We start from the raw sequence: 25794 nt of genomic DNA, 5'->3' as shown, positions 1-25794 counted from the left end.
GTCCAGGCATTTTTAAATGTGTGCTATTTTATTCGCTATTTCCAGGATAAACCAGACTGCCAAAATGCTTTTAGGGCGGCGACAAATCCTCTAACCTTCTATCCCTCCTGTTTTGAACCGGTCTGCTTAGAAAATGCCATATTCCAGCTGTAATAGTCATTTTCCTTATTCTTTTCATAACTTAAATAAGCATTAAATTTCTTCCCTTTTTTACTTGTCAGCCCTTTCACAAAGACTTCCTTCTCCTTCAGCAGCTTTTTCACCATGGTTTTCGTCGGCTTTTTGCGCATCGAAGCTAAATATTTATCATTTTTCCAAATCGCAAATGTACAGCCCTTCTTCCAATTATTGCAGCCAAAAGCTTTATAGCCGTCTGTCACCTTGCCGCCGCATGCCGGACATGTTCCCAATACTTCATTGGTTGCTTTCGTACTTGTTACCTTATGAATTGTAACTTCCTCTCCATGCTTAATGGTGTCCACCGATTCTGTTGTAAAACGAAATATAAGCCGGAGAAATTCCTGTTTGCTCCCTTCTCCTTTTTGAATATCCGATAATGCTTTTTCCAGCCGTCCCGTAAACTCCAAATCGAATAAATCTTTCACAGGAAAGGTTTCCACAAGCCGATTGCCGAGCTCGGTACAATGCAGATGTTTCTTTTCCGCCGCAATATAGCCTACATCCTTCAATTTTTTGATGGTTTCCGCTCTGGTTGCAGCTGTACCAATACTGAAACCGGCTAAAATACTTTCCGGCACCTCTTCGTTTTCATCTTCCTTATAATTTTTCCCGCATGTCTCCATAACACGAAGCAATGTTCTTTCCGTATGATACTTTGGCGGCTTGGTTACATGAGAAGTAACTTCAGCGCCTGCAACATGGACACGCTCTTCTTTACTCACAGCCGGAAGCAACGTATCTTTTGACTGGATTTTCTCTACCTTTTTCCAGCCTTCAACGAGCTGTACTTTTCCTTTTGATTGGAAAACACCAGGTAAATCCACCTCTACAATTTTAGTAGTTATCTTTGTCTCTTCATATTCAGCAATCGGCATAAACTGCATAATGAAGCGGTTTTTAATAGCTGTATAAACGATTTCTTCATCAGCTGACAGTCGTTTCGATTTCATATACGTTGGAATAATAGCGCTGTGGCTTTCTACTTTCGCATTATTAAAAACACGCTTGGTTTTCATAAATTTAATTTCATCTTGATAAGGAAGGTCTTCCGAATGCACTTTCAACACATGAGCTGTTTTTCCAACTAAACTCTCCTCTAATGCCGTACTAGGCGTACGCGGATAGGTAATCAGCTTTTTCTCATAAAGGGACTGCGCTACTTTTAACACTTTATCGGAAGTCCATCCCTTGAATTTATTCGTTATAAAGCCTTGCAGATTAGATAAGTTGAATAAAAACGGCGGAAATTCCTTCTTCTTCTCCACTTGCTTGTCGGTAATGACTGCTTGTTTGTTTTGTATTGCTTCGTTAATCGGCTCCAACAATTCTTTTTTCTTGAATTTATCTTCTTTATTTTCCGTGTAAGTACCTTCATATTCCTGATTTGCTGCAGTTTGAAAAGTTGCTGTCAGTTTAAAATAATCTTCCGGCTTAAAATGTTTAATCTCTTGGTCACGATCATAAATGATTTTCAAGGTCGGAAGAAGGACTCTCCCGATATTTAATGCTTTGCTTTTCCCTTGTTGATATTTTAATGTTGCAACAGATGTCAGGTTAATACCAATGACCCAATCGGCCCATTGTCTGCTGACTCCTGCGTCCCGTAACGGCTGCATTGTATTGTTGGCCCTGAGATTTTCCAATCCTTGCAGTACTTCCTTCTGCGTCCATTCATTTAAAAGCAGGCGATATACTTTTGCCTTTGGTCTTTTCCCACCCCGGTAGATAATACTGTCCGCAATCAACTGTCCTTCCCGGTCATAATCGCACGCGGAAATAATGGCTTCCACATCATTTCGCTTCATAAGTGCGTAAATCGTTTTTAACTGTTTGGCTGCTCCACCGTCTGTCTGCGCCCGATTTCTGGGATTGCTTTTCACTTTATATTTAAATTCAGAAGGAATGAACGGAAAGTTGTCCATCTTCCAGCTGCGCATTTTCCCATCATAGTCCTTTGCATCATATAACTCGACAAGATGGCCAAAAGCCCAGGTAATTACATAATTATCCCCTTCAAAATAGCCATCTTTCTTGGTTTTTATGTTTAATGCATCTGCTATATTTTTTGCAACAGATGGTTTTTCTGCCAGTATTAATTGGACTCCCATTTCACATTCATCGCCTTTCTTTTGAAGCTGAATTCATTCGTTTACGTTCTTCATTTCTCACTGGAAACATTCGTTCGATATATGATTCCATTATGCCATAGATTGTACATTTTTTCTAATGGATTTACATTTTCATTCTCTGCAATGATATCGCATCGATGAACAGTATAAGCCGCTCTTCGTGACTCATAATATTCCACTGGGTGGTTAAACTAGCTTCATTGGTGATTGTAATCACCATAAATATTCACAGGAGGTGCGCAGTCATGTCTGAAGAAAATAAAAATCGCAATAAGGACAAAGGAAAACAAAATAACCGCAACAAGCATAATAAAACGGGTCATCATACAGAGTTTGCAAGTGAAAACAGCGAATTTTTGAATTTGGACAATAAGAAAAACAAGCGAAAAAGATAACCCCTAACGAAAAAGCTGCGTCTTACATGAACGCAGCTTTTTCAGCGTGTATATGTTGAATAATATCCATTTACTTTTGAAGTTTTCCCATCTTATCAATATCAGGCAAACTTTGAATATTTCTATTCGTTAAATAAAAGGCACCTAATATGATTAATCCTATCCCAAACAAACACAGAACAAAAATCGGTGAAGTAAGCTCTGTTAAAAAGCCTCCAATTAATGAGCCGACAGGCATGGCAAAACTGATAATACTTTCAACAGCTGTATTCACACGCCCCAGTATTTTTTCTTCCGGAAGCTTCTGAAAAAGAACCGTAAACAATACATTTACAGCCCCGATAAATGCATAGGAGATAACCAGCAGCATATAAAAGAGAATTGATGATATGTGAATGCTGAATACCATCAAAATCCACGCAGCTCCGGATAACATAAAACCAAAAGACAAGATAATACCTAATCGCTGTTTTGTTTTGAACCTGTCTATAAATAAAGCCCCCAGCATCGAACCTAATCCTAGGAATGCAATTGTCAATCCATATGTTGAAGAACCATTTCCATACTGATCTGCAAAAGACGGCAGTGTCACAAGAACCATCGCAAACAAAAAATTAACCATCGTCAGCGGAATTAAAAATGCTCGCAGCAAAGGGTGATTAACTGCCTTTATACCCTCCAGCAATGCTGCTTTATAGTTCGTGTTCCTAGCTTGATCCTCTTCGTTTTTTATGACTTGAACCCTTTTAAGCAATATCATCAACAGTATAGGAATCATAAAAAATATGATATTTATTCCATATAAGGTAGAAATGGCAAAAAATCCAATTAACATTCCCGATAAGCCGTTAAATACAAAATCCAAGCCTTGATAAGCAACAGACATGACAGCATTTGCTTTTACTAAATGCTTTTCTGGAACAACCTTTGGTATCAGAACATTTTCAATAGGATATACCACCTCTGTAAAAATAGTTAAAAGAAAAATAATACACAGTAACATCCATACATTTATATCTCCAACGCTAGAAGAGAATAAAATTATTCCTAATAAAAATGCTTGCAAGAAGCTTACAAATATATATAATTTAATAGGATTACTGCGATCAATCAACGGACCAATAAACACATTTAAAATGGAAGGCAATGTGAATAAAAATCCTGCCACTCCAGTCAATACTGGAGAATCGCTTATTTCTAAAACCACCCACATGGAAACAACATAAAAAATACTATCCCCAATATTGGATGAAATTCTGGACCAAATTAAATATTGAAACTTTTTATTTTGAAATAACATCATGCTTCCTCTTTTCTGTGAAATTTGACTTTCACATATAAAGAGGGAGTAATTTTCAATCTATATTATTTTTTAGAAATAAAAAAAGACCGCTCCATTAACGAACAGTCTTCTCCCATCGAAATATGTGAAAAAGAATAGTTAATCAGCTGTGTAACATACCTATTTTGCTAAAATTGGGCAGACTTCTCCCGTTATCAGCAAATATAAGCATGATGACACATGTAAAAACAATAGCATATCCCAAGTTTTCACGTGTGTTCACAGCCATTATATCCATTCCTTTTCACCTCCGTTCTAAAAATTATATTTAGTATACCAATCATTTTGTTTTCCGTAAATATTATTTTAATTTTTAATATAAAATGAAATGTTACTGTTTTCTCCATATTTAAGTAAAACCATCTTTCACGAGGTAAAGATATCTTTACTTTTAAGGCGGTGAAAAAATGCCCGTTAAAAATAATATTAAACAGATTCGAAAAGAAAAAGGTATCAAGCAACTAAAGATGGCTGAAGATTTACAAGTTACAAGACAAACATTCACAGCGATTGAAAACAATAAATATAACCCAAGCCTTGAGTTAGCATTAAAGATTGTCAGCTATTTTAACCTTCCTATTGAAGAGGTATTTATTTTAGAAGAGGAGTGAAGCTATTGAAAAAAAGGAATTTTTCTCAATGGACGTTCAGTTTTGGCGCTTTTGGAGCATTTATCGGCACAGCGATTTCTCAAATTGGTAATTTCAACCTTGGTACTTTGCTTGGCGGCTTCAGCGCTGCTTTGTTGGTTTTTATAATTAACATTATTTATGTCGTAAAAAAATCAGACAAAACACCGGAGTTCGATGAACGGACGATTCGTAATATGCGGAATGTTTACTTTTACACTTCAAATATTTTTACAGTTTTGCTCATAATCATTCTTGGAATATTACTAGCAGCAGATGTTTCTTCTATCCCTACTATAACAGTTCTGCTTACCGTATTCGGTTATTTTGCGTTAACTGGAATTATCGCCTTAATAGTTAGTCGCAGGTAGCAGATTGCAATAATTAAAAATAAAGCGCAAGCAGTGCCCTTGCAGGTATTTAAAACAAAGATGTTCCTTTCTTAGCCTGCATAAGCTCTACTTGCGCTTCTCTTATCGAACTTTTTAATACACTGTTAGATCTGCTTTGGCCTACTCTACTTTCTTTTGTAAAAGTTAGACTTAAGCCTCAGATTGTTCCACATTTGGACGATTATTCTCATTAATAAACATGCTGGCAATCGTACCAATGACAAGCAATCCGGCTGCAAAGTAGAAACCAGCATTCAATGTACCAGTCACATCGGTTAAGAACCCGGTAATATATGGCGCAAGTATAGATCCGCACATGCCAATAAAGTTATAAACACCAAATGCTGTACTATAAGCATTTTTAGGAGCATTATCAGCTACAACTGCAACCAGAACCGGATTGGTACTGATTTTACCGAAAATACCATAACCAATCAAAGCAACATATAAAACAACCATGCTATCAAATGCGACGATGGATATAATAGCCAAGATAGATAACGGCAGCATTACAAGCAATACGGGACGCCGTTTCCCCATTTTATCAGCAATCCAGCTAAACAAAATGGAACCTGGAATTGCTGCCCAAGGTACCAGGGAAGATACAAATGCAACGGACCCGCCTGTAATACCACGTGCATGTTCCAAATAATAAGGCAGCCAAGTAAGAATAACGAAGAAGCCATAAATGGCACTGAAAATGGTGATATAAGCCATAATCAAGTTTTTGTTTTTGAACAAATCTCCAAGTTTTAATTTATCATCTGTTCCCTTAGCCGCTTCCCGGTCCTCTTTCGTAACCGGCTTGTCTTTGATGACAATCCACATGGTAATCCCAATCAAAATAACGATAACACCAATGATGTAGAATGGTGTGCGCCAATCCATTCCCCACACATTAACAGTATAAGTAGAAATATAGTAACCAAGGGAGGTACCAAACGCCATTCCACTGTTAATAATCGCACTGCCGATGGTAATGCGTTTTGTCGGAATGGCTTCCGATGATAACCCATACTGCGGGCCATAGTAGAATCCCTGGAAAACCCCGACCATTATCCATGTCGCCATGAAAAGGAAGAATGTCGGCATCATACCAGTGATAATGGCAAAAGCACCAAATAAAATCACACCTGGAACAAGTACCCGTTTCTTACCAAGTTTATCGCCAAGTATTCCGGATGGGACATTCAAACCGGCATACCCAAGGAAAAATATACTCATAATCAAACCAAGTTGGGAATTGGATAAGCCAAAGTCTACTTGAATATTGTCCATTATCGGATTTAAAATCGTACGAGTTGCATATAATGCAATCCACCCCAACGTAAATACAATAACAGCCTTCACCCAATACGGAATCCGGCCTTTGGATTCATGAGATAATGCTTCATTCTGTTCAGTCATGCTGCTTCCTCCTTACCTAAACGAAAATAGATTTACATATGATTCATAAAACGTTAAATAGGATAGCTATCTTTATTAATAACCATACTACATAACCCATTACAATCGAATAAAAAGGGAACAGCCCACATTGCAAAAACATTAAAAAAATAAACTAAAATAAAAACCGCCAATCAACCAAAATGGAAGATTAGCGGTTTAATATTTTATCACGGAGAAATAAGGAAGCAGACTAAGTTCGCGACGTCCTGGGGCTACGATTACTCGCCCCATCGAAAACATTTGGCGTCGAAAAACTCCCACTGAATGAAGTTTCGTTTTATGAGACGCTCTGCAGCATATAACCAAGACCAGGATAGGTCACAATGTATTCCTTTTCTTCATTTATCTGACTTTTCATTTTACGTCTTATCCGGGCAATGGCCACTCGTAAATATTCCACATCATCCCTGTACTGCGGTCCCCAAACTTCTGCGAGCAGCGTTTCATGCTGAACAACTTTATCCAAATGCAATGCTAGTATTTCCATCAACGAAAATTCGGTATGTGTTAATTTAAATTCGCGCTGATTTATCCAGCACCGCTTGCTTCCAATATCAATAACAAACTCCCCAGTGTGGATCACCTGGCTGCAATCCGACTGCTGATTAGCATGTTCCGGCTGACTCCGGCGCAAAACGGCATTCACTCTGGCAAACAATTCTTCAAGAGAGAATGGCTTAGTCAAATAATCATCCGCTCCCAAATTTAATCCTTGTACCTTGTCTTTCGGATTGCTCCGGGCAGTCAGCATGATAACCGGGACATTCGAAAACTTACGAAGTTCTTCCAACACATAAAATCCATCATGACCTGGCATCATAATATCTAACAATACCAAATCAGGTGATACCATATCAAAGTTTTCCAGCAATTCATCTCCGGAATCCGCTGTAATCACTTCATAATGGACGGATTTCAAATTGGCTGCTATGAAACGCACTATTTTTCTTTCATCATCCACTATGTAGATTTTCTGTTTCAAACGAATCACCATCTCTTTCAGAAAAATAAAGCTTAAATACACTTCCCTCACCCGGAATGCTGGATACTTCCACTCTGCCATGATGCGCTTCCATGATACCCTGACAAATGGAAAGTCCAAGACCGGTACCGCCCGTTCGTCGAGTAGCTGTTATATCCACCTGGTAGAACCGGTTGAATATTTTTTTGATATGATTATCGGAAATACCAATACCATTATCTTCTACAGCGATGACTGTCTCTTTCCCTTCTGTTTGCAACGTAACTTGAATTACTTTCTTCGCTTCATCGTTATATCGTAAAGCATTGGTGAGCAAATTAATTAAAACTTGTTGTATACGGTGTTTATCCGCATATATATACCGACTTTCCTCATTTTGATTGTTAAAAGTGATCACAGCATCTTTCCGCAGAGATTCCGGAATCTGATCAATGGATGATTCAATAACATCATCAGCCCGTATATAATCAGGTTCTACGTACATCGTACCGGATTCAATTTTAGAAATATCCATCCAGTCGTTCACCAGATGCTGAATACGTTCAATGTCCTCATGAACTCCTTCAAGCAGCTCCGTCTGAAACGCAGCATCCCATTCTACTTCCGGCCGCAGCAGTGTTTCCACGCTTCCCTTAATATTGGTAATTGGCGTTTTAAATTCATGGGAAGCCAGAGAAATCAGATTATTTTTTAACGTATCAATTTCTTCTTCCTTGGTAATATCACGCAGTAATAGCCCTTCACCCATCTTCGTTTCCTCAGACATTACCAGAAATTTATACAGCATGAAATATTTCTTCTTCCCTGCCGGCAGCTCTTTTTCAAGCTTCAAGTAACCTTCTTCATTATCAAAAAATCGATTTAACTGCTGTTTCTTCACGTTAAACGTAGTCATAAAACAATGATAAACATCCTTCATCTGCAATAATTCTTGATGTGAAAGGCTCCATTCGTTGATTTCTTTTTGGAAAAAGTCATTCACATAATGCACCTGCCGATCATTATTCAAAAGCATTAATCCTTCTGACATACTCTCTAATATGGCATCAAATTCGGCATGTTTCTGTCGATACCGTTCAAATAATAATTTGTTTTCCAGCATGATGGACAGCGAGTTGGCAAAGGTCTGCAGGAATTCCTTATTTCCCTCACCCATTGTTTTTTCATGACGCCACTCTACGATAAAATATCCAACCTGGTCAGGTACAATGTTTATTTTTTCAACATAGAAGTTTTTCTGGTTCATCCATTCCTGTACATACTGATCACGATTCGGCTGAACCGTAATATCACCAGCTGTAATAGAATACCCTTGAAACAAGATGCGAATCGGATGTGGAATAGCTGATTTAATTTGTGTTAAACAAAACTGGATAAAGTTCATGATATCTTTATCGGTGGACACAGATGTGATTAATTGATTCACTGTATTTAATTCTATATTTTTATTTTCTAAATCGGTTGTACGGTCCTGTACACGCGACTCCAGATCCGCATTGAGCTGCATCAGTTCTAACCGGTTTTTTTCAATTTCATGAATCATATGATTAAAATGATGCGACAGCTCTTCCATCTCACGCGGACCCTCTATTTGTCTGGTAACAAAGAGTTTATTTTTATAGCCGCGTGTATATTCCTTGATATACTCAAGCAAGTTTCGAATTGATTTTTCTAAACGTTCTGTTAAAATAAAACTAAATCCTGTCATGACAACTGCTGTAAGGAGAATAAAAAGAATAATGGTTATAATCGCATTCACATAGGTGTTCGAAATAGCCGCAGCAGGTCTTGCAACCCAGACTCTCCAGCCATCCAAATCTTCCATCGTTTCATATGTAATGTACTCTTTACTGTCACCTTCATCGAGTGTGAAATACGCTCCTCCTGCCGCCTGATTTTGATCCTTCATATGCTGTACTACCGGACTATCATTCCAATCAACAACTTGTGATCGTTCGTCCAGACCTGGATGAACAATGACGTTATTATTCTGATCAAGTACTACCGCATAGCCTTCTGTCCCTACATTTCGATTTGTAATATACTGTTCGAGCGCACTTAAATCTAATGCGCCGAGAATATAGCCGTCCATCTCTCCCTGTTCGTTTAAAAGAGGCGTTGCAATCGTGATCAGGAGCTGATTCGTACCGCCTCTTCCCATAAAAACGCTCGAGATAACTGTTTCTTTTTGCTCCATCAGATTTTGATAATATCCTCGATCACTAAAGTCCTGATTGTCAACAGCGCGCCCTTCCTCGGTAACTTCAGGAGAAAAAACAACGGACTGTCCATCGCTGTCCCCGACATACAAATTAACAAATCCTGGATAGGTTTGCCGAATCGAAAGCAATTTGTCCTGAATTTGTTCATATTGATTGTTTTGCATATCTTCTCTTATCTCAGGTACTCTGGTTTCAATCGCTTTTTGATAGTCTTGAATATAAGAAGTGATATAGTTTTTCAGAAATTTCGTTGTCTGCGCTTGATTTTCCTGATTTTCATCAACAAGGGAAGAAAGCTGATAAATTTGAAACACACCTAATAATAGGATGGATATGAAGGAAATGCTAACAAAAGAATAAATTAATTCTTTCTTAAAAGAGCGTGGATGTCTCTGCTTTTTCTTTTTCAACGGAACATTCTTCCTCTCTTTCAACGTGCATCTAACTCTTTTCATTATATCTCAAAATATATCTCTTTTCACCATCTCTCTGTGATTTGTTGTGTAAATGAGGTGATAAAAATCGTTACATCATCAAGTGCACTTATCCGAACACAGCAGAAAAAAATGAAATGTACGTTTTACAAGTCAAAGGGAATACTTTATGATTTATTTTATGCGCTTTCATTAAAGCATTTTATCTAATTTCATTAAAAGAAAGGAAAGATAACCAAATGAAAAAATATTTAAAAATCACTTGCTATAGCTTCCTTCTTTTTATCATGTTATTACTTATCGCCTGTTCCAATAATACCAACGAAGAAAATAATCAAGATACGGATACAGATGAAACAGTGGAAGTTCCGGACACAGCAGACGATGAGAATATAACAGATGAAAATGAATCCGAAGATCATACATCCATAGACGAAACCCCTGAAAATAACTCGGAAAACAATCCGAGCGAGGAATCAGAAACAGATACTGCTGAAAACAATACAGCGGCAGAAGAAAGCGAGGAAAATTCCTCTGAAGATCAAGATGCAGAAGATAACCATGCATTATCCAGTTATTCTGCTGAAGAAATTGAATATGCCCGCGTCTGGCTGCAGCTTGGTCCAAACCAAGATGTTGATGAATTATATGTAGAACATATTCCAGCCGGTACACCGCTTGACCCCAATGATGACGAAAACGATATCAGCTACCCCGAAGACGTTATTCAGATATCCGGTTCCCGCATCGTAGACGGCATGGTAACCTACAGCGGCAATGGAGACGGAACAATTAATGTATATAACATTCCCTATGGAAATCGCTGGTACGGAGGAATGCCTCGTCCGGATGATATAGATTTAGAAGATGTTAAAGAGGACATGAGAGAAATCATTGAAAATACAAAACTTGTCTCTATTGACCCAGGAGATGATGATGAAGTGAAAAATCTGATTGAAAAAATATATATGATGGATTAAGACTCATTTTCATGTCAAAGCGGATGGGAAATGTTGATCCCATCCGCATTTTCGTCTATTTCATACCCCTGCGTTCCACCGTTTTAATGATTTTATTGAATGGATATATTCATTCAAATTAATAAATCGAATCACAGCGAAACGTCACCTTGATACTCTATGCCAATAACCTAATCTGCTTCATAACGAATCATCGTCCACTTACCGATATCTTCAAAACCTAATCGTTTATAGATATTTCCAGCTGCCGGATTATCATAAAACAGGCAAAGCGACTTTCCCTCTGCTAATAACGCTGTACATAATTTCTCCATACACTTCGTTGCATAGCCCTGCCGCTCATATCCCGGCCTTGTACCTACGCCGACAATCATCGCGGATTGGGAATTTTCAGCAGTGGTCGATGCAGATGCAACCATTGTTCCTTGTTCATCACGAATAAAGTAGGTGCGCCCTGTCTTATTTTTCTCTGCATCTTCTCTGGATTCTTTCGTTAAATTACTTGTTGAAAATTCCGGTATAGAACCCAGCATGTCAATATTCTCTTCATAATCAGCAGAAGTCAGATATTCTACCTGTTCTATTTGCTCTGCACTTACTGGATAGCTTAATGTTTCACAAGCTGCATAGTATGTTTCTTTATGTACACGCACGTATCTATCAATATATGTTTCTAAGGGTTCAATCAAATGTTTCAGACCACTTAAATCAAACCGCTGTTTATGTGCGTTTATGATTTTCGCAAACCCTCTGATATCATATTCCCCTTCACTATAAATCACAAAATAAGTACGATAACGTTGGAGAACAGCGATTAGTTTGTCCTGCTCCCACTCTCCCCACACTTCTTGCATATCAGAATCGTAGCCGAACGCTTCAATGTTTCCAATGATAAACAAATTTTCTGCTGCTTTTGGTTCAACCAATTCCATTACTTTCGCATGATCTGTTTTTGTAAGTTTACGTATCATTCCCGTTCCTCCAATAAATATAAATGATTACTCCCTATCATTCTCAGCAAGAAATTCCAGTATCTTATCCCAAGAATCCTTTGCCGCATCTGCGTTTGCTTCCTTTGTCCCGCCAAATGTCATTGTCATTCCTCCCCCTACTTGCATGAATACATTAGTAGGAAGATTTACAAAACTATAGGGAAAAGATAGAAAATGACCGGCATTTTCATAATATAAATAACGATCTTGATATGGTTCCTTCAAATTCTTCCGCGTCTTTTCCATCATATTGACATAGCGGTTGGACGGCCATAACTGATCATCGCCGCCAGAAATAAACATGATAGGAGCATGAATATTTTCAACGGAAATTCTGGATTCTGCCGTCTTCTCCTGATTTTTCAACGTTTTCTCCCATATAGCTGAAAAGGATATGGGCTTTTTTATGAGCCAATTCTTTATACTTGAAAACATCATAGAAAGAGGGTACTTAAACTTGATGGCAGGCAAAGCTTCCTGATGGAAAACCCAGGACGTTATCGGAGCAAATATCCCATTTTTCATACCTGGAGTTATGTAAGCGCTGGGTACACCGGCAATGATAGATTGATAGTCATCAAATGTTGCTCCCAAAAGCAGGGCAAGTTCTCCGCCTCTCGAATAACCAATTACATGTATATCTCCATTAACATATTCGTGATGTTTCAGCCACCTTGTTGCTTCTTGAAAATATTCTAACGGAATTTCCTCAAGGTCTTTCGGCACTCCTTCCATCCCAAAGTAAACAAGAGCCAATGCGGTATATCCTTTAGAAGCCAATAAAGCAGCTGCATGTTCTTGCATTCCGCCATCTGATCCGCTTAATACTAAAACAGCAGGATAACTTCCCTGTTCTTCCGGATGAAAGAGTGTTCCTTTTAGTTGATGATGCTGCACAGTTTCCTTTACTACACCTTCCATATAAAAATGCCTATAAATCGTGACAGTATCTTTTTCTTCCTCATTCACTTTTAAAACCAGAGTGATAGAAACCTTATCCGAACTGCTCTTTTGGTAATAATCTCCCCATTTGGAATCCGTATAGTCCATTGACCAGAACAAGCCAAATGGATCCGCTTTATCATAAGTACCTTCCACAGGCTTTTGTGAAGATACATCCACAACGCCATCATCATTTGCTATAAATGTCGCGTAAGAACTAAATTTTTTATGCTCTTCATCATAGGTGGATGCATGAATGGAAACGTTCGTATTTGCTGCACAGTCAATTACCTTTATCATAACTTTCTTGTCAATATAGGAATCTATTGAACTGACTTGTAGTTTGGGTGACATAGCGTCCCTCCGATCGAATCTTGTCTTATTTTTCTCTGTTTTTTTAAGAACCTTTATCTTTCATAACGATTTATTCTATTTCCTTACGAAACAGAATACGATCATTGCCAACTCCATCATCATTTGCTTTCACAGCTATACCATCCACTGTTTTATCTCCTTGCTCCATCACAAAACCCATTTTTTGATGGAATGCAATCGATGTTTTATTTACTGGTGAAGTGATGGAACGGATGATTTTCCGATCAGCCCCTTTAACCTTGGTAAAAAAGGTTTCGTAAAGTGTTTTTCCAATGTTTTTCTTTCGGTAATCCGGATGCACACCTACAAAATGAATATATGCTTCATCTAGCTGATCTTGTGATAAAAACCCAATTACAAAACCTGCAATCTTTCCTTCATCTTCTACGATAAAGCTGGTATTTTTAAAATGATTAAAAAATAATTTAGGCAGCATCCCTGCCATATCACGTCCGCCCCACCATTCATTTATCTGTGGAATCAGGACATCATAATCCGCACTTTGCAAATGACGAATCTCCATTTTAATCGCTCCTTTATACAAATACTGCGATGTATTATCCATTCATATCAGTGCTTCCAAATATCAAATATAAAGGTATATATTCTTATATGTTATTTACTAATATATCAAAAAATTATCTCTATTTCTTTCTTTATTTGCATTTTGGGACTTTATATTTTTTTCATCAATATGTTAGCCTTATATAAATTAAGTTACCAGCAGAAGGAGGTTTAATTTATATGTTTAAGTCTTTAAGAATCCAGTTGATTCTTTCGTCATTCGCTTCATTGCTGTTCATCATAAACACTTATTTGCATTTCAATTTTGCTTATCGATTCAATGATTTAATTGTAAATTTATTTTTATTCATTACGCTGGCTTCGGTTTTTAATACTGGTTTATTAACGCAAAAGTATTTACATTCAAAAACATAATAATACTTGTAACATTATACATGCTAAAATAACACGGTTTATTCAATAAATACAGGATAACCAATGATTTAACAATGTGAGAATCAATCCATGTAAAAAAGGAGACAGGAGAAGAACTCCTCTCCCAATCTCCTTTTCTTTCTAAAACTTATTTCCAAACATCCTCAGCAATCCGAACAACATGCCGGATTTTTTCCCATTGCTGCTCCTCAGTCAATAAATTCCCTTCCTCTGTGGAAGCAAAGCCGCATTGAGGACTCAGACAAAGCTGGTTCAACGGTACATAGTCCGCAGCTTCTGCTATCCTTGCTTTCACAGCTTCCGGATCTTCCAGTTCGCTGAATTTAGACGTAATCAGACCCAGTACAATATATAAATCATCACGGTTTACATGACGTAACGGTTCAAATCCGCCCGAACGATCATCATCAAACTCCAGGAAAAGCCCATCCACCTGCAGACTGCCAAAAATCGTTTCAGAAACCGCTTCGTAACCGCCACTCGACATATAGGTAGATTGGAAATTACCTCGGCAAATATGCATCGTCACCAGCATATCATCCGGTCTTTTAGCGATGGATTCATTGATTGCCCTTGCACTTAATTCAGCTGTTTTCTCCGGATCTCTTCCTTTTTCAATCAGAGAATTTCTGCCTTCCTCTGAGAAAAAAGTGGCCCAAGAAGTGTCGTCCAGCTGTAAGTAGCGGCATCCTTCATCATATAACGCCTGAATCACCCCTTGATAAGCAGTGACCAAATCATCAATAATCGCTTCATCATTTTCATAGACTCCGTCTTCGAAATCCGCCCGGAAAAAGAGCATATTCGGACTTGGAATCGCAAATTTGGCAACTGCATCTCCAGCAATACCATGTAAAAATTTATAATGCTCAATCATATAGTGATCGCTGAAACCGATTTTACCAGTCACCTTAATACCTCGTTTTTTGGTCTCCACTCCAGTGAACTGCAGACCTTGTTCTGCGGTATAACCTTCCACGCCATCTAAGCCTTCCAGAAAATCAAAATGCCACCAGGCACGGCGAAACTCGCCATCTGTCACTGATTGAAGTCCGGCTTCTTTTTGCTGTTCTACCAGTTTCGTAATTTCCTCATCCTCAATTTGACGCAATTGTTCCTGACTAATCTCTCCCTTTGCCTTTTGCGTACGCGCATCTTTCAAACGCTTTGGACGGAGAAAACTCCCTACATGGTCTGCTCTGAATGGAGCACGTGTATGTTTTGTTTCTGCTGCTGTTGTCATCAAAATACCCCTTCCTCTTTATCTACTGCTTTCATTCTATAATCCAATTTAAAAACCCCTTCTAAAAAAAGAAGAGGTTAACTATGATTAAGAACTCTTCTTATCTTCAAGCAAAAATGCTCCTGGAATTAGCACAGTACAAATCAGCGTCTGCTGCTAAGGCTTCAACGGGCCAGTCCCTCCGCCTTTCTGGATAAGAATATATGGAATTATACGAATAATTATTAATTACTCTACATGGAAGCGATGCATTCGTCAAGGAAATTACTAAAATTTAGGCAATTTGCTGTAATATATTTTCATCAACATTTTGTAAAAAATAACATGAATCAATTGATATATTCTTTTATTTCAGTAAAAACCTTTAGAATGCTTATTTTATATACCCTATTCTTTTCCATTTCATAAGTCCTTTAAAAAATCCACATGATTCTCTAAAGTATTCACCGCTCGTTCAGCTATAAACAATATAAAAGGCTCATAATCTCCTTTTGTCCCAGAAATATCAAGCACCTCATAATACCTAAACCTATCATCTTTTTCAATTGTAATTGGAGGAAATCCAAACTTCATCAACTCAAAATTCATCAATAATCTGGAAGTTCTTCCATTCCCATCAGAAAAAGGATGAACATTTACAAATTTGGCATGTAGCAGGCTAGCTTTTTCCACGGGATGTAAATCATTAACATTTTCACACCAATCCACCAAGTCATCCATCTCATCTTGAATTTTTTCATGAGATGGAGGTGTATGATTAGCACCGGTTATCAAAGCAGCAGTATTTCTATATTTGCCAGCAATTGATCGATCTATGCCTTGCATTACAATGGCGTGAATATCTTTTATGATACGTTGGTTTAACGGACTCTCAACATTTATTAATTCCTCTACGTACGTAATAGCTTCTTTATGATTATTCGCTTCAGCATGTTCACGAAAAGATTTGCCTTGAATAGTGATACCATCTTCTAAAACTGCCTTTGTTTCATACAGGGTCAACGTATTTCCTTCGATTGCATTGGAATGGTACGTATTTTTAATATAAAAATCCTCTTTCATATCTTTTACCACTTCATTTGGTAAAGGCCTCTTTTTATCTAATTGTTCTTTTAAAACATTTGATTTATTTAATAATTTCTTTTTCACACCCAAATATATATCCCTCCTGCCTTTAAATTGTAATCGTTTCGACTAATGCTGTTCAATAGTATAACATAAACCAAACCCTTTAACAGCTGCTCTGGCACATAATAAGAGCGACAGCCATATCCAAATTCGCCGTGGCAGTTGGACTTCTCGAAATACAAGGTCATGTTCTTTCTTCATGTCTATATACTCTCCCTTAATCATTTTAATAACGTTTAGATAGTACAACAAATGATGAAAAGACTGTTGCTATCGTTAATGTTTTATTAAATATTAACATATTTCTATTAGCAACGTTTGACTACAATACCGCTTAAGCTTGTTAAACATAAAAATGCATGTGTGGTTTATCCTGCTTATAATAATTTATTCTATCTTGCAGAGTACCCGTGTGGAATTCAAATTTATGACCATCAGGATCTGTAAAATAAATAGAGTTTTTATCTTTTTTATCCCTGGGACGACCAGTTAAGATGTTTACATCCAATTTTTCTAATTTGTTATACATTTTATCAAAATCATCTTCTTCAATTGAAAAAGCAATGTGCGTGTATGACTGACTTATTTCATTACGCGGGATATCTTTCTCTAAATTAAGTGCCAGCCACATTCCATTTAAATCGAAATAAGCGGTACTCTTCCCTTTAACTAGCAATTTAGCATCAAATACGCTTTGATAAAAATGAATCGATTTTTCCAAATCTGAAACTGAAAATAATAAATGGTTAATTCCTTTAATTGACAACTATAACACTCCTTAATTAGTGGTATTTCTATAAACTTAGTTGAGTTTATTATATTATAATTATATCCCTGTAATTTGCTTGATTCTATTCATCATCCAATAAAGCGATATCTTTTTTTCTTATAAAATCTTCTTCAATGTTTTGCTCCCTCTGTCGTTTCTAATACAATTTCTTTAATCTTTTCACCTTTAACATCTTATAGCTTTATCTTCACAGTATCATTAGGGCTATTAATTGCAGTTATAGGGGTTATTCACTCCTATTTCGTATATAAAAGAGTTAACGGTAAAAATAAATAAAGAACACTAATCAATCGGTAAAAGTCTTTGTTTAGCAGAACTTGTGTGTTTTATCATGAATGTACGAGAAAAATGAATCAGACGAATGGACTGATAATCTGATTTATTATATGAACTAAAATAAAGCACTAACCGTGGAAAGCTGTTACAGAATCAGATAATTGATTGTGCAACAGCTGCTAATCTTGCCTTAAAATACAAATGAAGTCTCTCTAACCAATCTCTTCTTGATAGTAATTCCTTTTCGATTTATTCAGTACAATCATATTAATGATTACTCCTAGGATTAAAAACACCATGGAACCTAGAATATACGTTTGCCGAATCTCAAATAGTTCCGCAAACAACCCAATCGAAGCAGTAAATAGGATAATGAAAAAAGCCTCTACCAGACTAAAAACACTTGAAAACCTCCCCATCATCTCTACAGGTATATTATTTTGATAAAAAGTTAAAAATCCTGTATTTGCGAATGCCAAAGCGAATGTCAATAAAAAGACTCCAATAGCTGCCAATATAAAATTACTCGAAAAGGCAAATATGACATAGCCTATCGACGTAGACATAGCTCCAAAACCAATGAGAATATTCAGCTTTAAATATTTTGTAAATAAAGCATTAATCAATGCTCCGGCAATCATTCCCATTCCTGCTATACTTACCAAAAAGCCATAAGTACTTTCAGATAACGAAAGAACTTCGGTAGCAAATGCAGCTTCTAAAGAATCCAGCGCACTCATAAATACGATAACTCCGCTAAATAGTACATAAACCAGAGCGATATGGGTATGGAGTTTACTAAAGCCGACAACTCTTTTCCAATCATTAAAAATGATCGCCATACTGACTTTTTCCGAAATTAATTTTTCATTCCGTAATTCCAAGTTAGGAAGAAATAGAATAATAACAGCTGATATAAATAAAGCAACCGCATTTAATTGAATGGCTAAGTAGGGAGAATCGAATAGAAACAGGACACCTGCAATAGAAGGTCCTAATTTGAACCTCTCATGACTGAAGTCACGAGATTCTTGGGAATAGAGTTTACTTGCGAGTATATTTCTTTACTCACAGCGGTTTCTCTTATTTACCAAGCTATCTCCGCAGTTCCTGCGGTTCTTGTTATTTTACACGAGGGATTTTATTCGTAATCCCTCCGCTAAAATATTTTTGCTAGCGTTTATATCTCTGTCATGGTGTGTATGACAATTAGAACATGTCCAATGTCGTATATCCAATGATTTTTTGCCATCTTGATGTCCGCACTCCGAACAAAGTTGACTGGACGGGAACCATCTGCTTATCTTAATGATTTCTCGTCCGTACCATTCTGCTTTGTACTCCAATTTCGCAACAAAACTTGACCAAGATACGTCAGTTATACTTTTTGCCAGTTTACGATTACGTAACATCCCTTTTGTATTTAAGTCCTCCATACAGATTATATCGTTGTTTTTGATAATTTCTGTACTTAACTTATTCAAAAAGTCGTTACGTTGGTTCATTACTTTTTCATGCAGCCTAGCTACTTTACGTTTTTGTTTTTGATAATTTTTTGCATCAAATAGGTCGATGCCCTTCTGTTTAGCTAACAAAGCACGTCTTGACAGCTTACGTTGCTCCCGTTTTAATTTCTTTTCCATTTTTGATGTGAATCGATGATTATCAAACTTTTGTCCGTCAGAAAGAATCGCAAAGTCTGTAATACCCAGATCAACCCCAATGGCAGCATTTGTTTTAGGAAGTTGGCGGATTTCTTCTTCACAAAGAAGCGAAACAAAGAACTTCCCGCTTCCTTTTTTTCGAATCGTTGCATGTAGTATTCGCCCTTTGGGTTCTTGACTTTTGGCACATTTAACATATCCAAGCTTCGGTAATTTCATCCGATTACCCAAGATAGCGATACTGTTATTGACATTTTTAGTGGTATAACTTTGCACTGGATTCTTTTTGCTTTTGAATTGCGGTTTATTATTTTGTTTTTTGAAAAAACGGGAAAACGAATCAGCCAGATGCATGACGGATGATTGAAGGGCAATGCTGTCAACTTCTTTCAACCAAATGGTTTCTTCCGTCTGTTTCATTTGTGGAAGCATAGCTGAACAAGCATGATAAGTTAATCCTTTTCCAGTCTTAGAATATGTTTCATTCCACAATGCTAAAAAATGATTATACACGAATCGCGAGCAACCAATGGTTTTAGAGATAAAAATTTTTTGTTCTTCATCAGGATACAATCTGAATTGGTAAGCCTTATGTTGAATCAATGCATTTACCTCTCCTTTTTTGGTTTTTAATATACGTCCGCAACTGTTCTGCTGTGGCTTCATTACCAGTAGTTCCAAAAGTGAATATGATCTTTATCTGATTCCATTTCAACCATTTTAACGTTATGATTGTCAGCTATTTGTTTTAACAAGTTTTTAACATCCGTATCCATTTCCCATACAAAATATCCTGTCGATACTTCACGCATCAAACCAAATGGTATTGAATCGAATAGACATAACCGTGTCCATAATATACTTCAGACATACAAAAACACCTCTACATACATTTTAACATATGCAATTTTTAAAACGTACTTTTAAAGGGGACATATACGATAATTTTTTAAACATGTGTTGGTTGTTTAACATAGCTGAAACGATGTCACAAACGAAGCTGATTCATCTACACGACTAAAGTCGCGAGTATTCTCAGAGACTCGATAAACCCAAGCTCCTAAATTGGAAACCCCAATCCCTAATAAAAGCAGGAAAGGATCCTTTCTGTTCATAAACGTCATTTTAAGCCCTCCTCCATTCAAGGTTTTTTATTTCTCAATAAAAAAAGAATCTCACCCCCAAAGTAATTTACTTTGAGGACGAGACTCCTTGAATTTAGAAGTTCGTGGTGCCACCCCACTTTGTTTCCATGTCGCCATAGAAACCTTTTCAAGTACGACATCATCTCAAATGATATGTATACTCTATCTCTGTAACGGGAGAACCCGGCACACCATCCGTCATTGAAAGAAACTTCCCATGTGCGGCTCAGAGACTTGATTCCATGTATCATTACATCCTCCATTTCCAGCTGCCGGAGTTCTCTGTCATGCTTGGATACATTTACTCTTCTCTTCCTTGCCTTTTAGATATATTTAGTGACTCAAATAAAATATAGTAATGAGAATATTATCCCAGCAGGTTGTTTCTGTCAATACCAGAAAATAAAGGCAATAATCATCCATACCAAAGATGTAAAGATACATTTACATTCCAAAAAGTATATGTTATAAATAATGTAAAGGTATGTTTACATTATGTGAAGGTGGAGAGAAAATGCCTGTAAAAAACAACATTAAAGAAATCAGAAAACAAAAAGGCATTAAGCAATTACAATTAGCAGAAGAATTGCAAGTAACACGGCAAACAATGACTGCGATAGAAAATAATAAATACAATCCAAGTTTAGAGCTTGCTCTTAAAATTGTTAAATACTTTGAACTTCCGATTGACGATATTTTTATCTTAGAAGAGGAGGAAAAATCATGAATGAAAACTTTAAAAAATGGGTGTGGACTTTCGTTGGCTTTATTTGTGTTATCAGTTCTTTTATCACGCACACGATTATCTATGTATTCACTGGTGAACTGAATATCTCTGGGTTGCTTGGAACCCTTGCCGGCTTTATTATCATTTTCCTCATAAATGCAATCTATGTAAAAACAAAGAAAAATAAAACGCCCGCTGTTGATGAAAGAACGATTAATAATTTGAAAAAATTCTACGCTATTGTTCCGCATATTTATTTAGGAGTTATTATCATCGGCCTTGCTGTGCTAACAATTATTGGGATAGACGTCATCTCCATGTCTTACCTATGGTTAGCAATCATGGTCTACTTGGGCCTGTGTGGAGTTGGGGCTTTTATATTAAATTTGAAATAAAAAAGCTTCCCTTCTTCTATTTTAGAGAAGGAGAGGGAAGCTTTCGGACTACGATTCACCAGACACGAAGATTAAAGAGATTAGTAGTAAATTTATTTTTTATTAAATCGCTGTCACTTCCTTTTCAACTACAGGCAATATATCCTCTTGAATAATTTGATAAAATAACCCTTGTTCATCAATAAAAGGAGTGTGCGCAGAATTTTTAAAAGTATATATTTTCTTAAATGGTGCTTCTAATAATTCATAGAAGCGTCTTGCTTGTGTAAGTGTCGTTTGGTAATCATGCTCCCCCTGCAGAATAAAGACCGGAAGCTCCAGCTTCGGGACAAGTTCTGCTAAATCTGCTGTCGCCATTACATGCCCTAGTGACTGCCAGCCTAAAATAGCTCCCTTAAAGCTATTGATTCGCTCCTTCAACGTATAATTTGAACAAGAAAAAACATGCTTCAGCCTCTTTGAGTTGGAGTAGCCTTCCCGCTTGAAGCCCCCGCCATACTTCTCAGTAAATTTGCTTCGGATGGCCGCATAAGCTCGATTTTGATAAAAGTTTTCATCAAAATGCACATTTTGAATTTGCTTGATAGCACGTTTATCATTTCTGTCCATTGCTGTTTGTAAAATATATTGATAAGCTTCTTTTTCCGATTCCAGTTGAGCTCCTATCTGTCCAACTCCGATATAAGCATAGAAAAGTTCAGGTCGTTTTTGCGCCACCAGACTGCCTAGGTAACTGCCCCAGGAGTGACCAAGAATAAACACTTTATTTCGTGTATATTTATTTCTTAAATGGTTTGTTATTTTAATTGTATCGTCAACTAACTGTTCCACGGTAACCCCTTTTTTAACTGATTTTGCATCATACGACATTCCAGTTCCTCTCTGGTCCCAATAGCACACATCAAAATATTGTTCCAGTTTTACCCCTAATGCCTTATTGATAGGATAAGCAGGAAATCCGGGCCCGCCATGCAAGAATAAAAGCAATGGTTTGTTTTGATTTACAGATTCTACAATAATTCCTTGCTCTACACCGTTAATTTTCACGTATTCCTTGATGGCTGTTCTTTTACTTTCATTGTTTCCCGTAAACTTTGATTGCATATTGACACCTCCGCTATTTATAAAAATTTTCTTAATTTTCAATGGGTAACACGTTTTCATTTAAAATCATGAGCAATCATCATAATGGCTCCATTTTGTTGTATCCCCCTCCATTCATTTTCTAACATGCTCATCTCCCATAAGCTCCAATATCCATCTCCAACTTTCCTGACATCTCGGAGTAAACCTTCTTTTACAAAACCAACTTTTTCATAACTCTTTATAGCTGCTTCATTAAAGGTAAAGACACCAAGCCCTATTCTATGTAACGACAGTTGATCAAAAGCAATGTTAAGGACTTTCGTAACCATTTTCTGCCCTATGCCTTTACCACGTATGTCAGTACTTCCTAACAAAACCTTTCCTATTCTCGCAGAACGGTTCTTTACATCAATATTGTTTAGAGAAATATGGCCAATCGTTTCATTGGTTTCATTTAAGATGACTTTATAAATATGTATTTGGGAGCTTTCTTCATTAGCACCTTCTATATAATGATTTAACTGTTCTACATCCAAAGGATAATTAAAATGCGGTCCTGCCCATTGCATAAGAAATTCTGGTGAATCAATCCAGCTAATAAGTAAATCAAAATCTTGCCTGCCAAAATATCCTAATCTAATCAATACTATTCAACTCCCATCATTTTGTGTCACTCGGAAATCGATAAAAGGAATCGCTTTCATAATTTTATTTTGATATATGGTTCCTTAATTAATAATTAAATATTAGCATAATTCAACCCGTATTATCTATAGTTTCCAGAAGGAACTAATAAATTTTAAATGTCTTTATTATTTATGATAAAAATTATTACCTTGCTTTCTATTGTTCTGGCAGTAATACCACTCTTACCCATCGTTTTTCATATGTTCCTTTTTGGTTAAATTTCCTCAAAATCATTTATCTATGTACAGTACAGATTTAAAATTGCAAAACAGATTCCGGTATCATGACCTTCACATATTGATCCGATTTATGTTGCCCTTTCTTCGATAAAACATGTCATCCGTTAAATTTCTAATTTTCACATTTTATTTGTTTTTGTATTATTTTGAAATATTATAGTAAAGCTTCATAGTAGTACCTCACTCCAGAAATTTTTAATTGGAATAACAGGTATTTTTCTATTTTTTAGTTTCTGCTGACCATGTTAAGCCTGTTGGCAGGGTTGTTTTTTAAATTTGTTATGCTACAGTGATTAACATAAAACTTATAAAAACGAAATGGAGTGTCTTTATTTTGAGCAGAGTTCGAGTGCGAAATTTGACCAAAGTGTTTGGTAGAAGAACGCAACAAGCACTTGATATGGTCAAAGACGGAAAATCAAAACAGGAAATTTTAGAAAAAACTGATGCTACTGTCGGTGTTAATGATGTAAGTTTTGACGTAGAAGATGGAGAAATCTTTGTCATTATGGGTTTATCCGGCAGTGGGAAATCTACTTTGGTACGTTTAATTAATCGATTAATTGAACCCACTTCAGGGAGTGTTTATATTAACGATGAAGATGTATCGAAAATGTCGAAAGAAGAATTACGTCAAGTGCGCCGTACAAAAGTTAATATGGTTTTTCAAAACTTTGGTCTTTTCCCAAAACGCACTGTTTTGGAAAATGCGGAATATGGATTAGAAATACGCGGTGTTGGTAAAGAAGAGCGGCGACAAAAAGCCGAACAGGCTCTAGATAATTCCGGGCTGCTTTCCTATAAAGACCAATATCCCGACCAACTTTCCGGCGGGATGCAACAACGTGTCGGTCTAGCCAGGGCTTTGGCGAATGATTCAGAGATTCTATTGATGGACGAAGCATTTTCTGCCTTGGACCCTTTAATACGTCGTGATATGCAAGATGATTTATTAGACTTACAAGAAAAACTCCAAAAAATCATCATTTTTATTACGCATGATTTAAATGAAGCTTTGCGTATTGGAAATCGGATTGCGTTAATGCGAGATGGAAAAATTATGCAAGTTGGTACTGGAGAAGAGATTTTAACGAATCCAGCCAACGACTTTGTGCGCGAATTCACGGAAGATGTTGATCGTTCCAAAGTTCTAACGGCAGAAAATATTATGGAGCCGGCTTTGACGATTAATGTGGAAACAGACGGACCATATGTTGCTTTACAACGTATGCGAAAAGAAGAAGTAAGCATGCTGCTGGCTGTTGACCGCCAACGTAATTTAAAGGGAAGTTTAACAGCAGAAAACGCCTTAGATGCCCGACAAAATGAAAAAGACATCAATGACGTATTAGATAAAAATGTACAAAAAATTGGCAAGGATGCTTTAGTTACGGATATCTTTGATTTGATTTATAATTCTCCAGCCCCACTGGCTGTTGTGAATGAAAATGATCGCCTCATTGGTGTTGTGGTCCGAGGCAGTGTGATTGGTGCGATGACAGATAAGAATGAAGGGACCGCGCACAAAGAGGGAGTGAACACAGATGCTTGACTTTCTACAACATGAAATACCTCTTCCTAGTTGGATTGATAGTGGGGTCGATTGGCTGACGGAACACTGGTCAGGACTATTTTCCATCTTACAGACAGTTGGCGAAGCGGTTATGAACTTCACGACTAATACCCTATCAGCTGTTCCTCCGTTATTTTTGATGGTACTATTAACCGTAGCTGCTTTTTTCGTTTTTAACCGAAAATGGGGTTTCGCCCTTTTTACTTTTATAGGTTTACTATTTATCTATAACCAAGGTATGTGGACTGATTTAATGAACACGGTAACCTTGGTAATCATTTCAAGTTTGGTCGCCATTGTTATCGGTGTCCCACTAGTGCCACGCGGCTGAAGTAAATACCCCACATTAAATTTGTAAGGTTTTAGCTTCCTTCGTCCAACGGAATGGTTTAGCCAAATGTTCATTGTAGTAACTGATAAATTGTTTTATCTTTTGTT

The 25794-nt window shown here is 37.0% G+C and carries 26 protein-coding genes and 1 riboswitch; of the genes, 8 read left to right on the top strand and 18 right to left on the bottom strand.

Features of this window, described 5'->3' with window-relative positions:
- Positions 1-98 precede the first annotated feature (98 nt).
- Positions 99-2288, bottom strand: a complete 2190-nt coding sequence (locus ACFQ19_RS17485; RefSeq protein WP_379593955.1) for a type IA DNA topoisomerase — start codon at positions 2286-2288, stop codon at positions 99-101.
- Between the two features lie 266 nt (positions 2289-2554).
- Between ACFQ19_RS17485 and ACFQ19_RS17480 the strand changes: the two genes are divergently transcribed.
- Complete coding sequence (locus ACFQ19_RS17480) at positions 2555-2704, top strand: hypothetical protein (RefSeq protein WP_379593954.1); 150 nt, start codon at positions 2555-2557, stop codon at positions 2702-2704.
- Positions 2705-2774: 70 nt separating this feature from the next.
- On the opposite strand, the gene ACFQ19_RS17475 is transcribed toward ACFQ19_RS17480, so the two are convergent.
- On the bottom strand, positions 2775-4004 hold the full coding sequence (locus ACFQ19_RS17475; RefSeq protein ID WP_379593953.1) for an MFS transporter: 1230 nt from the start codon (positions 4002-4004) through the stop codon (positions 2775-2777).
- Between the two features lie 449 nt (positions 4005-4453).
- Between ACFQ19_RS17475 and ACFQ19_RS17470 the strand changes: the two genes are divergently transcribed.
- Positions 4454-4657: a helix-turn-helix transcriptional regulator gene (locus ACFQ19_RS17470; RefSeq protein ID WP_379593952.1), complete on the top strand. Its 204-nt coding sequence runs from the start codon at positions 4454-4456 to the stop codon at positions 4655-4657.
- A 5-nt stretch (positions 4658-4662) separates the two neighbouring features.
- Complete coding sequence (locus tag ACFQ19_RS17465; RefSeq protein ID WP_379593951.1) at positions 4663-5046, top strand: hypothetical protein; 384 nt, start codon at positions 4663-4665, stop codon at positions 5044-5046.
- A gap of 171 nt (positions 5047-5217) precedes the next feature.
- Here the strand turns inward: ACFQ19_RS17465 and ACFQ19_RS17460 are convergent, their stop codons facing one another.
- The 3 genes from ACFQ19_RS17460 to ACFQ19_RS17450 all read right to left on the bottom strand — a co-directional run bounded on the left by ACFQ19_RS17460 (position 5218) and on the right by ACFQ19_RS17450 (position 10130).
- The gene (locus tag ACFQ19_RS17460) at positions 5218-6474 is read right to left on the bottom strand and encodes an MFS transporter (protein WP_379593950.1); all 1257 of its coding nucleotides are present in this window, start codon (positions 6472-6474) and stop codon (positions 5218-5220) included.
- A gap of 319 nt (positions 6475-6793) precedes the next feature.
- Positions 6794-7498 (bottom strand): response regulator transcription factor, encoded by a 705-nt coding sequence (locus ACFQ19_RS17455; RefSeq protein WP_379593949.1) that lies wholly within the window; start codon positions 7496-7498, stop codon positions 6794-6796.
- The gene (locus ACFQ19_RS17450) at positions 7470-10130 is read right to left on the bottom strand and encodes an ATP-binding protein (protein WP_379593948.1); all 2661 of its coding nucleotides are present in this window, start codon (positions 10128-10130) and stop codon (positions 7470-7472) included. Before ACFQ19_RS17450 ends, ACFQ19_RS17455 begins: the two co-directional genes overlap by 29 nt.
- Positions 10131-10393: 263 nt before the next feature.
- On the opposite strand from ACFQ19_RS17450, the gene ACFQ19_RS17445 reads away from it, so the two are divergent.
- Complete coding sequence (locus ACFQ19_RS17445) at positions 10394-11134, top strand: hypothetical protein (RefSeq protein ID WP_379593947.1); 741 nt, start codon at positions 10394-10396, stop codon at positions 11132-11134.
- A 170-nt stretch (positions 11135-11304) separates the two neighbouring features.
- On the opposite strand, the gene ACFQ19_RS17440 is transcribed toward ACFQ19_RS17445, so the two are convergent.
- The 11 genes from ACFQ19_RS17440 to ACFQ19_RS17390 form a co-directional block, all read right to left on the bottom strand.
- Positions 11305-12105: a GNAT family N-acetyltransferase gene (locus ACFQ19_RS17440; protein ID WP_379593946.1), complete on the bottom strand. Its 801-nt coding sequence runs from the start codon at positions 12103-12105 to the stop codon at positions 11305-11307.
- Between the two features lie 27 nt (positions 12106-12132).
- Complete coding sequence (locus tag ACFQ19_RS17435; protein ID WP_379593945.1) at positions 12133-13422, bottom strand: alpha/beta fold hydrolase; 1290 nt, start codon at positions 13420-13422, stop codon at positions 12133-12135.
- 70 nt (positions 13423-13492) lie between these two features.
- Entirely contained in the window at positions 13493-13966 is a 474-nt protein-coding gene (locus ACFQ19_RS17430) for a GNAT family N-acetyltransferase (RefSeq protein ID WP_379593944.1), read from the bottom strand.
- Between the two features lie 564 nt (positions 13967-14530).
- On the bottom strand, positions 14531-15646 hold the full coding sequence (locus ACFQ19_RS17425; protein WP_379593943.1) for a 5-methyltetrahydropteroyltriglutamate--homocysteine S-methyltransferase: 1116 nt from the start codon (positions 15644-15646) through the stop codon (positions 14531-14533).
- A gap of 97 nt (positions 15647-15743) precedes the next feature.
- A riboswitch (SAM riboswitch) is annotated at positions 15744-15846 on the bottom strand.
- 202 nt (positions 15847-16048) lie between these two features.
- A complete protein-coding gene (locus tag ACFQ19_RS17420) occupies positions 16049-16795 on the bottom strand; it encodes a Fic family protein (protein WP_379593983.1) in 747 nt (248 codons plus the stop codon).
- Positions 16796-16840: 45 nt separating this feature from the next.
- A complete protein-coding gene (locus tag ACFQ19_RS17415; protein WP_379593942.1) occupies positions 16841-16975 on the bottom strand; it encodes a hypothetical protein in 135 nt (44 codons plus the stop codon).
- Positions 16976-17117: 142 nt separating this feature from the next.
- Complete coding sequence (gene fosM / locus ACFQ19_RS17410; protein ID WP_379593941.1) at positions 17118-17540, bottom strand: FosM family fosfomycin resistance protein; 423 nt, start codon at positions 17538-17540, stop codon at positions 17118-17120.
- A gap of 512 nt (positions 17541-18052) precedes the next feature.
- Positions 18053-18826 (bottom strand): MFS transporter, encoded by a 774-nt coding sequence (locus ACFQ19_RS17405; RefSeq protein WP_379593981.1) that lies wholly within the window; start codon positions 18824-18826, stop codon positions 18053-18055.
- 141 nt (positions 18827-18967) lie between these two features.
- Positions 18968-20107 (bottom strand): IS200/IS605 family element RNA-guided endonuclease TnpB, encoded by a 1140-nt coding sequence (gene tnpB, locus ACFQ19_RS17400; protein WP_379593940.1) that lies wholly within the window; start codon positions 20105-20107, stop codon positions 18968-18970.
- Positions 20108-20169: 62 nt separating this feature from the next.
- On the bottom strand, positions 20170-20280 hold the full coding sequence (locus ACFQ19_RS17395; RefSeq protein WP_379593980.1) for a transposase: 111 nt from the start codon (positions 20278-20280) through the stop codon (positions 20170-20172).
- A gap of 192 nt (positions 20281-20472) precedes the next feature.
- On the bottom strand, positions 20473-20628 hold the full coding sequence (locus ACFQ19_RS17390; protein WP_379593938.1) for a hypothetical protein: 156 nt from the start codon (positions 20626-20628) through the stop codon (positions 20473-20475).
- 535 nt (positions 20629-21163) lie between these two features.
- Here ACFQ19_RS17390 and ACFQ19_RS17385 point away from each other — a divergent pair.
- Together ACFQ19_RS17385 and ACFQ19_RS17380 are read left to right on the top strand one after the other, a co-directional pair.
- On the top strand, positions 21164-21376 hold the full coding sequence (locus ACFQ19_RS17385; protein ID WP_379593937.1) for a helix-turn-helix transcriptional regulator: 213 nt from the start codon (positions 21164-21166) through the stop codon (positions 21374-21376).
- Positions 21373-21771, top strand: a complete 399-nt coding sequence (locus ACFQ19_RS17380; protein WP_379593936.1) for a hypothetical protein — start codon at positions 21373-21375, stop codon at positions 21769-21771. Before ACFQ19_RS17385 ends, ACFQ19_RS17380 begins: the two co-directional genes overlap by 4 nt.
- A gap of 102 nt (positions 21772-21873) precedes the next feature.
- Here ACFQ19_RS17380 and ACFQ19_RS17375 read toward each other — a convergent pair whose 3' ends face one another.
- Both ACFQ19_RS17375 and ACFQ19_RS17370 read right to left on the bottom strand, forming a co-directional pair.
- Entirely contained in the window at positions 21874-22875 is a 1002-nt protein-coding gene (locus ACFQ19_RS17375; RefSeq protein WP_379593935.1) for an alpha/beta fold hydrolase, read from the bottom strand.
- A 56-nt stretch (positions 22876-22931) separates the two neighbouring features.
- Entirely contained in the window at positions 22932-23501 is a 570-nt protein-coding gene (locus ACFQ19_RS17370; protein WP_379593934.1) for a GNAT family N-acetyltransferase, read from the bottom strand.
- A 616-nt stretch (positions 23502-24117) separates the two neighbouring features.
- Here ACFQ19_RS17370 and ACFQ19_RS17365 point away from each other — a divergent pair.
- Together ACFQ19_RS17365 and ACFQ19_RS17360 are read left to right on the top strand one after the other, a co-directional pair.
- The gene (locus tag ACFQ19_RS17365) at positions 24118-25335 is read left to right on the top strand and encodes a quaternary amine ABC transporter ATP-binding protein (RefSeq protein ID WP_379593933.1); all 1218 of its coding nucleotides are present in this window, start codon (positions 24118-24120) and stop codon (positions 25333-25335) included.
- Complete coding sequence (locus tag ACFQ19_RS17360; protein WP_379593932.1) at positions 25328-25687, top strand: hypothetical protein; 360 nt, start codon at positions 25328-25330, stop codon at positions 25685-25687. Before ACFQ19_RS17365 ends, ACFQ19_RS17360 begins: the two co-directional genes overlap by 8 nt.
- The last annotated feature ends 107 nt before the right edge of the window (positions 25688-25794 follow it).

The sequence above is a fragment of the Oceanobacillus locisalsi genome (genome assembly GCF_042675985.1).
Taxonomy (GTDB): domain Bacteria; phylum Bacillota; class Bacilli; order Bacillales; family Amphibacillaceae; genus Oceanobacillus; species Oceanobacillus locisalsi.
This window is presented reverse-complemented; position numbering and strand designations above follow the sequence as displayed.

Coding starts and splice junctions, on each gene's coding strand:
- ACFQ19_RS17395 (WP_379593980.1), bottom strand. CDS start 20,280: ATGGATACGGATGTTAAAAACTTGTTAAAACAAATAGCTGACAATCAT.
- ACFQ19_RS17460 (WP_379593950.1), bottom strand. CDS start 6,474: ATGACTGAACAGAATGAAGCATTATCTCATGAATCCAAAGGCCGGATT.
- ACFQ19_RS17380 (WP_379593936.1), top strand. CDS start 21,373: ATGAATGAAAACTTTAAAAAATGGGTGTGGACTTTCGTTGGCTTTATT.
- ACFQ19_RS17470 (WP_379593952.1), top strand. CDS start 4,454: ATGCCCGTTAAAAATAATATTAAACAGATTCGAAAAGAAAAAGGTATC.
- ACFQ19_RS17440 (WP_379593946.1), bottom strand. CDS start 12,105: ATGATACGTAAACTTACAAAAACAGATCATGCGAAAGTAATGGAATTG.
- ACFQ19_RS17375 (WP_379593935.1), bottom strand. CDS start 22,875: ATGCAATCAAAGTTTACGGGAAACAATGAAAGTAAAAGAACAGCCATC.
- ACFQ19_RS17430 (WP_379593944.1), bottom strand. CDS start 13,966: ATGGAGATTCGTCATTTGCAAAGTGCGGATTATGATGTCCTGATTCCA.
- ACFQ19_RS17475 (WP_379593953.1), bottom strand. CDS start 4,004: ATGTTATTTCAAAATAAAAAGTTTCAATATTTAATTTGGTCCAGAATT.
- ACFQ19_RS17425 (WP_379593943.1), bottom strand. CDS start 15,646: ATGACAACAGCAGCAGAAACAAAACATACACGTGCTCCATTCAGAGCA.
- ACFQ19_RS17360 (WP_379593932.1), top strand. CDS start 25,328: ATGCTTGACTTTCTACAACATGAAATACCTCTTCCTAGTTGGATTGAT.
- ACFQ19_RS17480 (WP_379593954.1), top strand. CDS start 2,555: ATGTCTGAAGAAAATAAAAATCGCAATAAGGACAAAGGAAAACAAAAT.
- ACFQ19_RS17385 (WP_379593937.1), top strand. CDS start 21,164: ATGCCTGTAAAAAACAACATTAAAGAAATCAGAAAACAAAAAGGCATT.
- ACFQ19_RS17415 (WP_379593942.1), bottom strand. CDS start 16,975: ATGAAGAAAGAACATGACCTTGTATTTCGAGAAGTCCAACTGCCACGG.
- ACFQ19_RS17445 (WP_379593947.1), top strand. CDS start 10,394: ATGAAAAAATATTTAAAAATCACTTGCTATAGCTTCCTTCTTTTTATC.
- ACFQ19_RS17485 (WP_379593955.1), bottom strand. CDS start 2,288: ATGGGAGTCCAATTAATACTGGCAGAAAAACCATCTGTTGCAAAAAAT.
- ACFQ19_RS17390 (WP_379593938.1), bottom strand. CDS start 20,628: ATGACGTTTATGAACAGAAAGGATCCTTTCCTGCTTTTATTAGGGATT.
- ACFQ19_RS17435 (WP_379593945.1), bottom strand. CDS start 13,422: ATGTCACCCAAACTACAAGTCAGTTCAATAGATTCCTATATTGACAAG.